The sequence below is a fragment of the Streptomyces sp. PA03-5A genome (genome assembly GCF_033792725.1).
GTDB lineage: Bacteria > Actinomycetota > Actinomycetes > Streptomycetales > Streptomycetaceae > Actinacidiphila.
In genome coordinates this window covers 116,524-131,768 of sequence record NZ_JARAVL010000008.1, presented here as the reverse complement: position 1 = coordinate 131,768, position 15,245 = coordinate 116,524, and the positions used below count along the sequence as shown (strand labels likewise).

The window sequence follows — 15,245 nt, the reverse complement described above, 5'->3', positions numbered from 1 at the left end:
ACCAACGGTCCAGCCACGCAAGCTCATCAGTGCAGGACACAGCGGCCGCTGACGCGTTGCTCCCCCGTCTCGACGGGAGAGGCGCTGCAGATGAGGAGGCCATCGTGACAGTCATATCCGTTCCCCAGGCCTTCAACGAGGAAGAGCTCTTCGTCGACCTCGAGTCGATCTTCGGGCAACCGCTCTTCCTGAAGTGCGAGGGCTTCAACTTCGCCGGTTCGATCAAGCTCAAAGCCGCGACCGAGATGGTGGAGACCGCCGAGCGGGAGGGGATCCTGACTCCGGAGTCGATCCTGGTCGAGTCCTCGTCCGGCAACCTGGGCGTGGCACTGAGCATGATCGCCGCCAGCAAGGGCTACCGGTTCCTGTGCGTCACCGACGCACGGTGCAACCTGTCGACCAGGCTCCTGATGAAGGCCCTGGGCAGCCAGGTGCACATCATCTCGGGACCCGACGCCCACGGCGGCTACCTCGGCGCGCGGCTGGACTTCGTCCGCGCGCTGTGCGCCTCGGACGACCGGTACGTGTGGCTCAGCCAGTACACCAACCCGGGCAACTGGAGGGCGCACTACCGGACGACCGCTCCGGAGATCGCACGGCAGTTCCCCGAGGTCGACGTCGTGTTCGTCGGGGCCGGCACCACGGGAACGCTGATGGGCTGCGCCCGCTGGTTCCGTGAGTGGTCCCGGCCGGTGAAGGTCGTCGCGGTGGACAGCGTCGGCTCCGTGACGTTCGGCGGGGCCCCGGGCCGGCGGATGATCCCCGGGCTGGGCATGAGCGTCCACCCGCCGCTGCTCGACGAGTCCTTCGTCGACGAGGTCGTCCTGGTCGAGGAGGCGGACACCATCCGCGCCTGCCACCGGCTGGCCCGCCGCGGCTTCCTGTTCGGCGGCTCGACGGGCACCGTGGTCAGCGGCGCGATGAGCTGGCTCGAGAAGAACGGCGCCCCCGGCCTCACGTCGGTGGCGATCGCGCCGGACCTCGGCGAGCGCTACCTCGACACGATCTACCAGAGCAACTGGCTGCAGGACCTGTACGGCGAGGACGTCCTCGAACCCGACGAGCGGGCCGACACGTCCTGGGCCGACCCCGCCTGGGCGGCGGCGGCCGAAGCCGCGTGGGCCAACGCCCCCGCGGCACCCCCCGCCGAACCCGAACCCGAACCGGCGAGGACGCCGTCGGTCTCACCCGACGGTCAACTGCACTGACGGCCGGGCGGCGACCCGCCCCCGTCGAACGCGTGCTGCTGCGGCGGTCCCCGACCGCCGCAGCAGCACGTCCGCGTCGGGCCGGGTTCCGCAAGAGGCATTCGGGCCGCCTGCACTGAGTAGATCCGCCGCGCGGAAATGAGCACGCGTGCTCATCCCCCGCCCAGGAGCATCGCCGTAGCCTCGTGAGCACGGTCGGTAACGACACCTGGGACCAAGGGGGAACCTACGATGATCCGCCGCGCCGCCACCGCTCTGGCACTCTCCGCCGCTTCTCTGCTGATCGCCGCGGGGGTCGTCGCCGCCACCGGCCCGCAGTCCGAGGCCTCGACCGAAGCCTGGGTGGGGCCGGGCGTCACCCAGGCATGGGTGGGCCCCGGAACCGCCACCCAGGCATGGGTCGGACCCGGCGTCACCCAGGCATGGGTCGGACCCGGTGTCGTCAAGGCATGGGTCGGCCCCGGAGCCGTCACCCAGGCATGGGTCGGACCCGGCGTCGTCAAGGCATGGGTGGGCCCCGGCGTCGTCAAGGCATGGGTCGGACCCGGAACGGCCACCGAAGCCTGGGTCGGACCCGGCGTCGTCGAAGCCTGAGCCGGTCCGGGCGGCATCGCGGGCCGGATGACCCGCCGGTCCGCACGACGTGAAGGCGGGCGCCGTCGCCGGCGCCCGCATCCCCGTCCGGAACCGGCGCCCCCGGCCCGACACGCCCTTACATGGCAAGCGTTACCGGTGGTATGTCATGCGCATGACTACCTCTCGAAGCGCTCGCTTCGTCTCCCTGCCCCGCGCAGGCGCGGTGGTGGCCGCGGTCCTCGCGGTGACCGTTCCCGGGCTGCCACCCGCAGCCGGGGCCGCCGTCGCTGCCGCGCCAGGCGGCACCTTCTCCGTACAGAGCGCCGTGAACGGCCTCAACGCCTCCGACAGCGGCGGCACCGTGGCGCTGCACCGGCCCAAAGGCAACGAGGACCGCCAGCAGTGGACGGCCGTCGCCGTGACCGGAGGGCAGGAACTGCGCAGCACCGACGACGCGAGCCACTGCCTCGGGCGTTCCGGCGCCGACGCGGCGATCGTGGCGTGCGGCGGCGCGAGCGCGACCTGGGAGATCACGGCGGCCGGCGACGGCACGTACGCCCTGGCCGTGCCCGGCACCTCCGACCGCCTGACCCTGGGCGACGCGCCGAGCGGGGGCGTGTACCCCGAGCGGCCGCGCGTGGGCGCCGCGGGCCCGCTGTCCCGGTGGTACCTCACACCCACCCCGCTCCCCCGGGCCGCCATGCCGCCCGCCGACCAGCGCACCCTGGACCAGGTCACCTTCCTGACCGCGCACAACGCCTACGCCAACGGCGTCGACGGCGGCTTCGCCCCGCCCTTCGTGAACCTCTTCCCCAACCAGGCGCGCGGCATCTCGCAGCAACTCGACGACGGCGTCCGCGGCTTCATGATGGACATCCACCAGACCCCGGACGGCGCGATCCTCTGCCACAACAGCTGCACGCTGGTCAGCCGTCCCGTCGCCCTCTGGGTGGACCTGCAGCGGATGGTCGACTTCCTCCGGCAGCACCCGGGGCAGTTCGTCACCGTCTTCCTGGAGGACTACGTCTCCCCCGAGGTGCTGCGCTCCGAGCTCTCCCGGGTGAACGGTCTGTACGACGTCCTGTACCGCCCCGACCAGGACGGCGTGCGCGAGCACGGCTGGCCGACCATGGCCGACCTGGCCGCGCGCGGCAAGCAGCTGATGATCTTCACCGACCGGACCCGCGGCTCCGACACCGGTCTCGAGCGCGACAGCTTCGGCGTGCTGTACCAGCAGGAGTGGACCGTGGAGAACTACTGGTCGATGGGCTCCGGCGCGAGCACCTCCGACTGGTCCTGTTACAGCCGCTGGTACGGCGCCGGGGTCAACGTCCCGCTCACCCGCGAGGAGCCCGGATTCCGGCCGCTGTTCGTCATGAACCACTTCCGGGACACGACCATCGCCGGCACCGCGTCCACCGACAACGGCAAGCTGCTCAACCGCACCCAGAACTTCTGCGAGCCCGCGGCCCGCAAGAAGCCCACATACGTGGCCGTCGACCGCTACGACCTCGGCTCGCCGAAGAGCGCGGTCGACCAGCTCAACACCTACACCGTGGTGCCGTAGCCGTGGCCGCGACGTTACCGCGCCGGCCCCTCACGGCCGTGGCCGCCGCGCTCGTCACCCTCATCGGCCTGCTCACCCCCACGACCGCGCTCGCGCGGGACCCGGAACCCTCGGCCCCCGCCGCCCCCGCGGCGCGGTCCACCGCACTCGCCGCGTCCTGGACCCCGCCGCTCAGCACCCGCGGACGTTACATCGTCGACGCCGAAGGCAACCGCTTCAAGCTCACGTCCGGCAACTGGCACGGCGCCAGCGGCACCTGGAACGGCTCGGGAGATCCGGCCGACCCCGCGAACCACCACGCCGGCGAGGACTCCGGCCGCATGCCGCTGGGCCTCGACCGGGCGCCGATCGCCGAGATCCTCTCCGGCTTCGCCGAACTCGGCATCAACAGCGTCAGGCTGCCGTTCTCCGGCGAGATGATCCACGACACCGTCCCCGTCACCGACGCGGCCGTCGCGGCCAACCCCCAGCTGCGCGGCAGGACACCACTGCAGGTGTACGACGCCGTGGTCACCGCCCTGACGGACGCGGGCTTCGCCGTCATCCTCAACAACCACACCAACACCACGCGCTGGTGCTGCGGCGTGGACGGCAACGAGCGCTGGAACGCCTCGCAGTCCACCGCCGCCTGGGAGGACGACTGGCTGTCCATGGTCCGCCGCTACCGCGACAACAAGCGCGTCGTCGGCGCCGACCTGTACAACGAGGTGCGCCGTTCGGTCTGGGACGACCCCAACTGGGGCCTCGGGGACGACCACGACTGGTTCGCCGCCTCGCAGCACCTGGGCGACCGCATCCTCCAGGAGGCCAACCCCGACCTGCTGGTCATCGTCGAGGGCATCAACTGGACGGGCTTGCCCGTCGACGGCCTCCCCCACGACCGCCCCACCCTCGAACCCGTGCAGCGGCTGTCCCACACCCTCGTCCGGTCCGGGAAGCTGGTGTACTCCGCGCACTTCTACGGCTACACCGGCCCCCGCCACAGCGGCGCCACCGGCATCGGCGAGACCCACGACCCGCGCTACAGCGACCTCGGGCGCGACGAGCTGTTCGCGGAACTGCGCCGGCAGGCCTTCTACGTGTCGTCGGACACCGGCCGGCATTACACGGCACCGCTGTGGATCAGCGAGTTCGGCGTCGGCGGCCGGGACGAGACCAACGAGAAGTCCCGCGCGTGGTTCGCGAACTTCACCGACTTCCTGATCCAGACCGACACCGACTTCGCCTACTGGCCGCTCGTGGGCTGGCACGAGAACCGCCACGGCAACGGCTGGGCGCTCCTGCACTGGGACGCCGCCGGTCACCGGATGGGCCCGTACGACGGCGACGACTGGCGGGCCGGCGCCTGGTCCCGGCTCGTCGGCAGCCCCGGCCGCACCGGGTACGTGGCCCCCGTCGCCCGCTGGTCGATGCTCAGCCCGGACCACGGCGACTTCGTGCAGAGCCTGCGCATGCGGGCCCGTCCCGACTGGGACCCCGGCGCACGCAAGGCGGCGTGCCCGGACGGGCAGCGTCTGATCGGGCTGGCCCACACCGGCAACCGCGGTCTGTGCACCGACACCGGCGCCGGGGACCTGTGGGCGTCCTCGGGCGCGTACCAGGTCGTCACGGACGAGCGGTACGTCCCGTCGGGCGGGGACTGGGCGTCGGGCTACACCAAGCTGCAGTGCCCGCCCGGTTCGTTCCTCGTCGGCTACGCCGTCCGCGGCGCCGCCGTCTCCAGCGCGCTGTGCGCCACCGCGGGCACGGCCCTGGGCGGCGGCGGGCGCACCGTGTGGTTCGACCGGGGCGACGACCGTCCCGCGTCGGGTGCCGGCGGGGACTTCGCGTACGGCAGCTACAAGGGCCAGTGCCCGGACGGCGAGTACGCGGCGGGCATCGCCTACACCGGCCGCTTCGGTTCCTCCCGCACGCCGGACGCATTGTACTGCCGGTCGCTTCCGTAGGGGCGGGTCCGTGCCGCCGCCCACCGCGCCCCTGTGGCGGTGGGCGGCGGCACGGGGCCCGGTCAGCTGCCAGGGACGGTGTCGGTGAAGACGGTGCCCGCGGTGCGGTAGGCGGCCACCTTGGCGGCGACCTGGGCCGGGGTCAGCACCTGGTCCTTGACGAAGTAGACGTAGTCCACCTGCTGGTCGTAGGAGCGCGAGGTGCTGCCCGTCTGGCCGGCGAGGTCGATGAGCCAGTGGTTGAAGTCGATCCACTGGCCGGTCTCGGGCAGGTAGGGCTCGCCGTGGGTGCCGAAGACCTGGCCGTCGATGTAGTAGGTGATGGCGTTGTTGTCGATGGTGAACTGCAGGTCGTGCCAGCCGTCGTAGCTCCGGCGGTTCTCCGAGTGGGTGTTGACGGCGTTCCACGGGTCCGGGTTGTAGGTCTCCCAGGACGTCGTGTACATGATGTTGCTCGGCTCGCCCCAGCCGCCGTTGGGCAGGTACTCGAAGTCCTGCTCGCTGTAGTTCGGGTCCATCGGGGCGTTGAGCGGCGTGAAGGCGAAGAAGGTCTGCACGACGTGGTCCCCGTCGGGGCCGCCGGTCGGGGTGTCGTCGAAGCGCACCCGGGCGGCGTAGGTGCCGTTGCGGAACTTGCGGGCGCTGGTCTGGATCTCGCTCTCCTTGGTGCCGGCGGCGGTGCCGTCGGTGGTGAGGCGCAGGTTCATGACCTTGTTGCTCCCGGTGCCCGCCACGAAGGTGACGTCCTGCGGGGACCAGGTGGCGCCCGGTACGCCGGGGCCGCCCTGGCCCGACTTCACGGTCCAGCCGTGGCTCTGCAGCGCGGGGTCGCTGCTCGAGGTGTAGCTGAAGTCGTCGAAGAGCGCGGGTGCGTTGGGGTCGGTGGGCGGCGTGGTCGGCGGATCCGTGGGCGGCGTGGTGGGGTCGTTGCCGGCGGGCGCGGTGCCCCAGACGACCGAGCCGCCGCGCTGCACGGTGACCTTGTCCCAGTCCGCGTACGACGTCTGGGAGCCGTTGAACGAGTAGTCGTCGGACTGGGTCAGGCGCTGCCAGTCCGCGCGGTAGAAGCGCAGTTGCATGTCGCCGGTGTTCTGCCCGGGGGCGAGCGATCCCGCGCCGGAGGTGAAGCCGATCTCCAGGTAACGGTCAGCGGTGGCGGTAGGGTTGGCGAGGGTGCCGAAGGTACCGGTGATGTTGGCGCACCCCTTGACCGCCCAGGAGCACGCGAAGCGGTACGCGGTGGTGGGGCTGTCGGCCTTGAAGTAGTAGCGCAGGGTCACCTCGCCGAGCGGGACGGACGAGGTGCCCCGGTTGGTGATCTCGAGCCAGGGCTCGGTCTGGTCCGCGGTGGCCCCGGACGCGCTCGTCCGGTACTGCGCGGTGAGCGTGGCCGCCGCGGCGGACGCGGGCAGCGCGACGAGCCCGGCGCAGGCGAGACCCGCCGTCGCGCAGGCGGCCACGGCGGTGCGGACCCGGGCGGTGGTGCGGAACGGTCCTGACATGGGGACCCCTTCCAGTCGGGTGGAGCGCGTGGGGGAGGGCTTACCACTTGGCAACTGGTCTTCCACTGGTAAGGGAAGGTGGCATAGACCAGATGAGGGGTCAAGTCCCGTAACGGGAAGGGAATTCGGGACCCCCACAACCCAAGCGATGACGGAAGGCTGGAGAACTGGTCAGCAACTGGCTAGCCTCGGGCACACGGCATTGCACGGCGCTGCACGGCACTGCACGGCCACGGAGAAGGGCGGGGCGCATGACGGGTGAGGCACCGCGGTCACCGCTGAAACGGGAACGGGTCCGCGACCACCTCCTGGAACTCGTCGAGTCCCAGGCACCGGGCACCCCGATCCCCTCGGAGCGCGCCCTGTGCGAGCGGCTCGACGTCTCCCGCCCCACCGTGCGCTCGGCCGTCGACGAGCTGGTCACCACCGGCCTGCTCGTCCGGCGCCACGGGAGCGGCATGTTCGTCGCCCCCGCGAAGATCACCCAGGAACTCGCCCAGGGGGAGAACGCCTTCAGCCTGCCGCAGGCCTCCGGCCACTGGCTCAGCCGCGTCCTGGAGTTCGCCACGGTACGGGCCGGCGCCCGCGTCGGCCGCAAGCTCCGCGTGTCGCCGGCGGCCGAGATCGTCTACATCGCCCGCCTCCGCCTCGTCGACGGCGAGCCGATGGCCGTGGAGTACCTGCACGTACCGGCCGACCTGGTGCCGGGGCTGCGCGCCGCCGACATGGAGTCCGGGGACTTCTACGCGTACCTGCGCGAGCGGCACGGCGTCCACGTGCACGAGGCCGTCCAGTCCATCGAACCCACCGTCGCCAACGAGGAGGAGGCCCGGCTGCTGCACGTGCCGGTGCTCTCCCCCGCGCTCCTCTTCGACCGCCTCACCAGTGACGCCGCCGGCCGCCCCGTGGAGTACGTGCACTCCCTCTACCGCGGCGACCGCTACCGCATCGTCTCGCGCCTCTCGCTCGCCGACTCCGCGCCCGCGGGCCGGCCCGTTCCGGCGGGACACCACCCGGGCATGCCCCCCGACGAACGCGCCGTCCCGGCCGGCACGCTCGCCCACGTGGTGGGGGACGTACAGCCCCGCGGATGAGGGCCCGCAACCCGTACACATGTGCGGCCCTCAACCCCTATGATCACTCCGCTCCCGTGTCCACCGGAGCCGCGCACGACCCGAGACAGGCCATCCACGATGTCCAGCAAGCCCCCCAAATCCCCTCTGTTGCCCGCCCGCTGCGCGCAGGCGGCGATAGCCGCGGCCGCGATCCTGGACGTGTTCCGGGCGGTGGCGCTCCGGGACTACTTCCTCCGTCCCACGCAGCAGACCCTGCACACCTCCGGCATGGTCTCCATGGTCTTCCTCTACGCCATGATGCTCGCGATCGTCCTGTTCCTCGTCTGGCTCGCACGGGCGCGGCACAACGCGCAGGCGCTGACCCCCCAGGCGTCCCTCCCGTCCCGCGGCTGGACCATCGGCGTGTGGTTCGTCCCGCTGGTCAACTTCTTCGTCCCGCGTCAGGTGCTCCTGGACATCGGGCGCGCGAGTTCGGTCTCGTGGCAGGAGACGCGCGACAAGACGGTCGTGAACCTCTGGTGGGTGGCCTGGCTCGGACACGCGCTGGCGCTCCTGACCGCGGGTCACATCGATCCGGCCTCGATTCCGCTGGTCGCGCTCGCGGAGGCATTCATGATCGCCGCGGCCGTACTGGTGGGCATCCTCATCGAGCGCATTACCACGCTTCAGAACGCCACGCTGGGCACCTCGGTGGCCCTCTCCCCCATCACGCAGTCATGAGGCAGGCTGCAGCCATGACCGGCTACGACATAGTGCGGGTCTTCTGCGGACCCGACGGCGACCACGGCGACCGGTTGGCCGTGGTGCGGGACGGAAGCACCGTCACCGACGAGCAGGACCGCGTCGCGTTCGCCCGGCGATCGGGCTTCGCCGAGACCGTGTTCGTGGACGACCCCGAGCGGGGCATCATCGACATCCGCTCGGCGGACGGACGGCTGCCCTTCGCCGGCTCCCCCTGCATGGGCACCGCCTGGCTGCTGGACGCCCCCGAACTGATCACCCCGGCGGGGGTCGTGGGCGTGCGTCTCGACGGCGAGTTCACCTGGCTGGAGGCCAGCCCCGCCTGGGCCCCGCACCGCACCCTGCGGCAGTACGACTCGCCCGAGGAAGTGGACGCCCTGCCCGTACCGCCACCCGGCGAATGGGTCTACGCCTGGGCCTGGGAGGACGAGGCCGCCGGACGCGTCCGCGCCCGCGGCTTCCCGGGCCGCGGCGACGGCGTCGACGAGGTCGAGGCCACCGGCTCGGCGGCGCTGCTGCTCACCGACCGCCTCGACCGCTCCCTGAACATCGCCCAGGGCCGCGGCTCCCAGATCCTCACCGCCCCCGCACCGGACGGGCTGGTCGAACTCGGCGGCCGCGTCCACCTGGAGCGCGCCGTCCCCGGCACCCCCACACGCACCCGCCCCGCGATCACCCTCGGCACATCGACCTCCTCCCGCCGCCGTATCCATCTGCTCGACCTCTGACCCATGGCCGGAGACCGGGCGGTGGACCTCATCTCGCTGACCGACGGGGAGGGCCGTCGCCTCGTCCGGGTGCTGGGGCGGCACATGCCCGGCGTGCTGCCCTGGCACGACGTCCTTGACGCGGAGATCACCGTGACGAGCGGGTTCGCGCAGGGGCGCCTGGAAGTGTGCCTCGATCCGGACGACCTGGACCGCTGGTCCGACGTCCTCACGGCTGGCCGACGGCTGGTCCGATGAGCACGTCAAGCGCCTGCGCCGGGTGCGCGAGGCATGGCCCCGTGATGGTGGAGACCTCACCGAACGCCTACGAGCGGCGTCGTTGACACGTGCTGCGCGTCGTCGGCCGTGAGACCGCCCCGAGGTCCGTCAGCGAAGGAGGGAGCCGTCCATCGCGCCGAGCCGGCGGATCTCGTCGAGCGGGAACGGGGTCTGCCTGCTCTGACGCTGGAAGGAGAGGTTGAAGTCGGAGATCACCGCGGCGACCGGCGCGTGCCGGGCGAGGATCGCCGTGGCCACCTCCGGGATTCCCGTGGGGCGTTTGCCCTGCGCGTAGGCGCGCACCAGCGCGTAACGGCCTTCCCGGTCCTCCCTCCGGAATCCGTACAGTGCGGTGACCAGCCAGTTCACCAGGTATGTGGCGGTGTAACAGCGGTCGTAGGCCTGATGCCGGTCGAAGAAGTCGGCTTCCTCCTGCGACAGTTCGAACCCGGAGGACAGGGCGAGGCCGTAGTCCGCGAAGTACAGCCGCCGGCCGTCGGTCAGGATGTTCTCGAAGTGCGCGTCGAAGTGCAGGAGCCCGTGGCCGTTCATGAACGCGATGCCGGCCTCCAGTTCCCCCTCCACCATGGCGCAGGCCCGGTCGGCGGTCTCGTCCCCCGCTTCGACCTGGGTGCCCAGCCACTGGTGCAGGTTCTGCGGGATGTACTCCAGGAAGAGCGCGACGCTCGCCGAGGACTGCTGGAGCGCCTCGATCCGGCGGCGCACCTGCGGTCCGCCGCCCCAGTAGGCGACGGCCCTTTCGATGTCGGCCAGTTCTTCGGGCAGGGGCGTCGAGTCCGGCAGCACCCGCCAGTGGTACATCAGGGGGAAGCCCTCGTGTTCCCCCGCGAGCACCCAGTTGGTCGTCATGGTGTGCACGGCGAGCTCGCGCCAGGCCCCGAAGCCCGGCCCGCCGATGGTGCCGACGCCGTACTGGCAGAAGACGGGCGTCTCGAACAGATTCGCCGTGGACCGGACGTGCTCGGGTTGCCTCTCCAGATCGGTGAGGGGCACCCGTTTCACGAAGACCGGGGTTCCGGCGACCTCCAGCAGGGCCGCCTTACCCCCGATGCCGGACCCGAGCGGTACGGCGGTGTCGACGAGCTCGCGCAGGGCACGGTCACTGCGCAGGGCCAGGGAGGTGGAGACGGCACCATGGGCGGCCAGGCGCCCACCACGCGACATGTCGGGGCACTTCATTGCGGCCTCCACCTTGACACTCCCGCCGAGCCCAACGACCGCACTCTATGTCACGCTCCACGACGGAATCCGGGGAGGGCCCGACCCGGCGGACCGCCGCCGGGGAAAAATGCCTGGCCCCGGCGTTCCGCCCCGTCGCAAGATGCCCGCATGGGCGAACGTTTGAGGAACAGCGCATGGCAGTACGTCGCGGGGATCGTGCCCGTCGAGGACCTGCCCATGCTGGCGGCCCACACGCTCGTGGACGGTGACGATTCGCCGGCACTGAGGGAGCTCGCCGGGCTGTCGCGCCGCGACGACGCGGCCGGGATCCGTGAGCTGTACCACCGGGCCCTGAGCCAGCTGGGCATCCCGGTGCCGGACGAGCAGACCGCCGGCCGGCGGGTGCTCCTCGACCGTGCGCGGGCGCTCGTCCGGGGTGAGCTGACCGCGGTCGAGGTGGCGTGCGGGCTCTACGCGGCCGCGGCGGACACCCCGGAGGAGACCCACTTCCTCGAGACCGCTGCCGTGTACAGCGAGTGGCTCCTCCCCGCGCTCCCGCCTGGCTGGGAGCGTGATCTGTGCGCCGCGGCCCTCGCCTTGGTGACGTCCGCCGGCCGGCCGTGACTGCGGGCCGGCTAGGACCGGCGCGCGTACAGCACGTGGCCCAGCGCCAGCACGCTCAGGCCGAACATCAGCACGCCCAGGGGGACATGGAGCGACGGTATGTGGGCGATGCCCAGCACCACCTGTGCCGAGGCGAGGACGAGGAAGCCGGAGGCGTACAGGATGGGGCGGGGCGATCCGCCGCCCGGCCGCCACGCGAGGATCGCGGCGAGCACGTACAGCATCGAGGCGCCGTACATCACGCGTGCTCCCACACCGTGCAGCACCTCGCCGTGGGACGAGGAGAGCAGCACTCCGGCGGTGACCGCCTGGAAGAAGATCGCCGAGGTCTGCAGGACGACCGCGACCTGGAGGAACGTGGGGCTGCGGTGTTCTGCCGTTGTCCGTGTGGCCATGACGCGGTCCCTCTTCTGTCGCACGGGTGCGGATCGGTACTGTCCCGTCAGTCCGACGACCTGGGCCCGTGAACTGTCAGGCGGGGCACCGGCCTGACGAACGGGGGCGGTGTCCCGTCGAAGTGGCGGGAGCGGAAGCGGACGGGACGAACAGGGAGCGGTCGCGAGGATGAGCAGCACCCCATTCCAGTCAGGGCACGACCGGTCGGAGCCGGACCTGAGCGCGGTCGTCGGCGAGCGGCGCCATCTCATCAACCTCGCCTACCGGCTGCTCGGTTCGCTGGCCGAGGCCGAGGACGCCGTGCAGGAGACCTACGCCCGCTGGTACGCGATGTCGCGGCAGCAGCAGGAGGCCATCGAGTCGCCCGGCGCCTGGCTGACGACGGTGGCCAGTCGCGTCTGCCTGGACCTGCTCGGCTCGGCCCGCGTCCGGCGCGAGCGCTACGTCGGCTCCTGGATACCCGAGCCGCTGCCCGACCGTGCGGAGTGGACCGGCGGGCCCACCGTCGGGGGCGGGGCGGAGTCGGCCGACCCCGCCGACCGGGTCACCCTGGACGAGTCGGTGACCATGGCCTTCCTGGTCGTGCTGGAGGCGATGACGCCGGCCGAACGCGTGGCGTTCGTCCTGCACGACGTCTTCCGGTTCCCCTTCCCGGAGGTCGCCGGGATCGTCGGCCGGACACCGGCGGCCTGCCGGCAGTTGGCGTACTCGGCCCGCCGGCGTGTGCGCGACGCGCGGGACCCGGCGGTGCCGGCTGCCGGACAGGCCGGTGTGGTGCGGCACTTCAAGGAGGCCTGGGAGGCCGGGGACATCAAGGCCCTCGTCGGCCTCCTCGACCCCGATGCCACGATGGTCGCGGACGGCGGCGGGCAGGTCGGCACCGTCCTGCGCCCGGTCGAAGGCGGAGAGCGCATCGCCCGGTACCTGGTCCACATCGCGGCGAAGTCGCCGGGGCTGACGCTCCTGGAGCGGACGGTCAATGGCCGGCCGGGCCTGGTGGCCCAGCACGCCGGGGTCACCGTCACCGTGGCGGCGTTCGGCGTCACCGGCGGCCGCGTCACCCGCATCTGGGCGGTCCGCAACCCGGACAAGCTCCGGCCGTGGACGGCGAGCGGATCCGCCTGACGTCGCCGCTCAGGCGACGTCCGCGCTGCCTTCGCGGTAGACCTTCGCCGAGGCGATCCGCCCCTCGCGGAGCTCGTAGAAGGCGGCGATGGGGCAGGTGCGGCGCTCGCCGCGGTAGGTGAGGGTCTCGGTCATCTGGCAGGCCGCACGGTCGTCCGCGGCGATGAGGTCGTGCACCTCCAGCGTGGGGAGCAGCCCGCGCATCGCCTCGTCGAAGAGACCGGTCAGCGCGGCGCGGCCGCGCACCGTGGTGGTACCGGTGATCCACACGGCGTCGTCGGTGAAGCCGGCGAGGAGCGCGTCCAGGTCTCGGGCGTTGAAGGCCGCTACGTGCGCGTGTATCGCCGTCGCGGCGTCAGTGGTGGTCACGGGTGCCAGTGTGGCAGGGCCCCGCGGGGCCGACCTGGCAGTGGTCGGTCCCGCGGGGCCGGTGGTGCGGTCCCGGCGTCGGTGCCGGCGTCGGCGTCAGTTGACGTTCACGGCGGACCAGGCGGCAGCCACGGCGGTGTACTCGGCGCTCGACGCGCCGTAGAGGTCGGTGGCGGCCTTGAGGGCGGCGGTACGGGCGCCCGCGTAGTTGGTGCCGGAGGTCATGTACACCGTGAGGGCGCGGTACCAGATCTTGCCGAGCTTGTCGCGGCCGATGCCGCCCACCGTGGAGCCGTTGCAGGTGGGGCTGTCGTAGCTGACGCCGTTGATCGTCCTGGCGCCGCTGCCTTCGGCCAGCAGGTAGGCGAAGTGGTTGGCGACGCCGGAGGAATAGTGGACGTCGAGGTTGCCGACGCCCGAGCTCCAGCAGTCGGCGGAACTGCCGTCCCTGGAGGGCTTGTCCATGAAGCGCAGCGCTGCCTTGCCGAAGCCGGGCTTCACGATGCGTTCGCCGATGAGGTAGTCGCCGGTGTCGGAGGCGTTGCCCGCGTACCACTCGACCAGCGTGCCGAAGATGTCCGAAGTGGCCTCGTTGAGGCCACCGGACTCCCCGGAGTAGGTGAGGCCCGCGGTGCGCGAGGTGACCCCGTGGGACATCTCGTGCCCGGCGACGTCGAGGGCGACCAGTGGCCCGAAGGTGGTGCCGTCACCGTCGCCGTAGGTCATGCAGAAGCAGCTGTCGTCCCAGAAGGCGTTGTTGTAGTTGTTGCCGTAGTGGACGCGGTTGTACGAGCCCTTGCCGTCGCCGGCGATGCCGCTGCGGCCGTGGACGGTCTTGTAGTAGTCCCAGGTCTCGTCGGTGCCGTACTGGGCGTCGACGGCGGCCGTCGCGCGGTCGGCGGTGGTGCCGGTGCCCCAGTGGTTGTCGGCGTCGGTGAAGAGGACCGCGGGGGCCCGGGAGAAGCAGATGCCGAAGATGCACAGGTCGGTCTTGTTCTGCGCGTCGCCGGTGTAGGTGTTGCCGCGGGTGGGGTCCTTCAGCTGGTAGGTGCTGCCGCTGAGGGTGGTCTCCAGGGACACGGTGCCGCCGTACAGGGACTTGCCGTCCCCGGCGGCGGTCTCCAGGGCGTCCCAGGCGTCGATGCGGGCGCCGGTGCGGGCGTCGGTGAGGACGACGCGGGCGGCGGGGTTGCCCAGGCTGTCGAGGCCTACGGCCGTGGTGCGCCAGGCCAGGCGGGGTGTGCCGTGCAGCGCGTCGACGACGAGCTGCGGCTTGGCCTTGGCCTGCCGGAAGGTGGTCCCGCGGTGGGCGGAACGGAGCGCGGCCAGGCCCTTGTCGGCGGCGGTCGCGGCCTTGACTGCGGGGGTGGTGCTCGGGACGGCGAGGTCGGAGCGGGTGGCACGCTCGGCGCCCTCGTAGGCACCGCCCGGGGCGAGGTGGACGACGAGGTCGCCGCCGAGGACCGGCAGTCCGCGGTACGTCCGGTCGTAGCGGACGTGCTGGGCGCCGTCCGTGTCGGTGACGACGTCGCGGACGGTACGGCCCTGCGCGGACGTGAGGGAGAGTCGGCCGGCGTTGGCCATGACAGCGGCGTCGGCGCGGGCGACGCCGGTGGCCCGGGAGGGGAGGTCCCGTCCGGACGCGGACGCCGCGGAGGGCGTCAGGAGGGCGGCCGTGACGGCGGTCGCGGCGAGCGCCGCGGATATGGCGGTCGCGGCACGTCTGGTGCTGGGCTGCATCGTGCTCCTCTGGTGGGGGCGTGCGCGGTCCCCGCATCTGCGTCCGGCCACGGTGGGGCGGGCCCGGGTGCGGAGGTGAGGCGGTGCCAGATTTAAGTGCCCATGACATACGGATGTCCAGAGCGCGTCCGTGGTCCACACACGGGAACCGGCCGAACCACACACGGCGGACACGCGATGGGCGCAGGTCAGCCGGACGACCGGCGC

At 71.9% G+C, this 15,245-nt stretch carries 15 protein-coding genes; 10 read left to right on the top strand and 5 right to left on the bottom strand.

Translation table 11 applies throughout. From position 1 onward, the window contains the following. Nucleotides 1–104 precede the first annotated feature (104 nt). The 4 genes from sbnA (at nucleotide 105) to PV410_RS12050 (ending at nucleotide 5,297) form a co-directional block, all read left to right on the top strand. Nucleotides 105–1,208: a 2,3-diaminopropionate biosynthesis protein SbnA gene (gene sbnA, locus PV410_RS12065; protein ID WP_500324077.1), complete on the top strand. Its 1,104-nt coding sequence runs from the start codon at nucleotides 105–107 to the stop codon at nucleotides 1,206–1,208. Nucleotides 1,209–1,439: 231 nt separating this feature from the next. After that, complete coding sequence (locus tag PV410_RS12060) at nucleotides 1,440–1,802, top strand: hypothetical protein (RefSeq protein WP_500324076.1); 363 nt, start codon at nucleotides 1,440–1,442, stop codon at nucleotides 1,800–1,802. A gap of 154 nt (nucleotides 1,803–1,956) precedes the next feature. Further along, a complete protein-coding gene (locus PV410_RS12055; protein WP_500324075.1) occupies nucleotides 1,957–3,351 on the top strand; it encodes a phosphoinositide-specific phospholipase C-related protein in 1,395 nt (464 codons plus the stop codon). A gap of 2 nt (nucleotides 3,352–3,353) precedes the next feature. Next, a complete protein-coding gene (locus PV410_RS12050; RefSeq protein ID WP_500324074.1) occupies nucleotides 3,354–5,297 on the top strand; it encodes a glycoside hydrolase family 5 protein in 1,944 nt (647 codons plus the stop codon). Nucleotides 5,298–5,359: 62 nt separating this feature from the next. Here PV410_RS12050 and PV410_RS12045 read toward each other — a convergent pair whose 3' ends face one another. Further along, nucleotides 5,360–6,799 (bottom strand): cellulose binding domain-containing protein, encoded by a 1,440-nt coding sequence (locus PV410_RS12045; RefSeq protein WP_500324073.1) that lies wholly within the window; start codon nucleotides 6,797–6,799, stop codon nucleotides 5,360–5,362. 251 nt (nucleotides 6,800–7,050) lie between these two features. Between PV410_RS12045 and PV410_RS12040 the strand changes: the two genes are divergently transcribed. The 4 genes from PV410_RS12040 (at nucleotide 7,051) to PV410_RS12025 (ending at nucleotide 9,581) form a co-directional block, all read left to right on the top strand. After that, a complete protein-coding gene (locus PV410_RS12040; protein WP_500324072.1) occupies nucleotides 7,051–7,893 on the top strand; it encodes a GntR family transcriptional regulator in 843 nt (280 codons plus the stop codon). 99 nt (nucleotides 7,894–7,992) lie between these two features. After that, nucleotides 7,993–8,595, top strand: coding sequence for a DUF4328 domain-containing protein (locus PV410_RS12035; protein ID WP_500324071.1), 603 nt, complete (start codon nucleotides 7,993–7,995; stop codon nucleotides 8,593–8,595). A gap of 14 nt (nucleotides 8,596–8,609) precedes the next feature. Next, nucleotides 8,610–9,344, top strand: coding sequence for a PhzF family phenazine biosynthesis protein (locus tag PV410_RS12030; protein WP_500324070.1), 735 nt, complete (start codon nucleotides 8,610–8,612; stop codon nucleotides 9,342–9,344). Between the two features lie 3 nt (nucleotides 9,345–9,347). After that, nucleotides 9,348–9,581: a DUF5959 family protein gene (locus PV410_RS12025; RefSeq protein WP_500324069.1), complete on the top strand. Its 234-nt coding sequence runs from the start codon at nucleotides 9,348–9,350 to the stop codon at nucleotides 9,579–9,581. Nucleotides 9,582–9,710: 129 nt separating this feature from the next. On the opposite strand, the gene PV410_RS12020 is transcribed toward PV410_RS12025, so the two are convergent. Next, nucleotides 9,711–10,802 carry a protein kinase family protein gene (locus tag PV410_RS12020; RefSeq protein ID WP_500324068.1) on the bottom strand — a complete coding sequence of 364 codons (1,092 nt, stop codon included), beginning with the start codon at nucleotides 10,800–10,802 and terminating at the stop codon, nucleotides 9,711–9,713. Between the two features lie 150 nt (nucleotides 10,803–10,952). Here PV410_RS12020 and PV410_RS12015 point away from each other — a divergent pair, with 150 nt between their 5' ends. Continuing rightward, nucleotides 10,953–11,408, top strand: coding sequence for a hypothetical protein (locus PV410_RS12015; protein ID WP_500324067.1), 456 nt, complete (start codon nucleotides 10,953–10,955; stop codon nucleotides 11,406–11,408). Between the two features lie 11 nt (nucleotides 11,409–11,419). On the opposite strand, the gene PV410_RS12010 is transcribed toward PV410_RS12015, so the two are convergent. Then, the gene (locus tag PV410_RS12010; RefSeq protein WP_500324066.1) at nucleotides 11,420–11,803 is read right to left on the bottom strand and encodes a hypothetical protein; all 384 of its coding nucleotides are present in this window, start codon (nucleotides 11,801–11,803) and stop codon (nucleotides 11,420–11,422) included. Nucleotides 11,804–11,972: 169 nt separating this feature from the next. Here PV410_RS12010 and sigJ point away from each other — a divergent pair, with 169 nt between their 5' ends. Continuing rightward, complete coding sequence (sigJ, locus tag PV410_RS12005) at nucleotides 11,973–12,929, top strand: RNA polymerase sigma factor SigJ (protein ID WP_500324065.1); 957 nt, start codon at nucleotides 11,973–11,975, stop codon at nucleotides 12,927–12,929. A gap of 9 nt (nucleotides 12,930–12,938) precedes the next feature. Here sigJ and PV410_RS12000 read toward each other — a convergent pair whose 3' ends face one another. After that, complete coding sequence (locus PV410_RS12000) at nucleotides 12,939–13,298, bottom strand: nuclear transport factor 2 family protein (RefSeq protein ID WP_500324064.1); 360 nt, start codon at nucleotides 13,296–13,298, stop codon at nucleotides 12,939–12,941. Nucleotides 13,299–13,394: 96 nt separating this feature from the next. Then, a complete protein-coding gene (locus PV410_RS11995; RefSeq protein WP_500324063.1) occupies nucleotides 13,395–15,038 on the bottom strand; it encodes a M4 family metallopeptidase in 1,644 nt (547 codons plus the stop codon). Nucleotides 15,039–15,245: the final 207 nt, after the last annotated feature.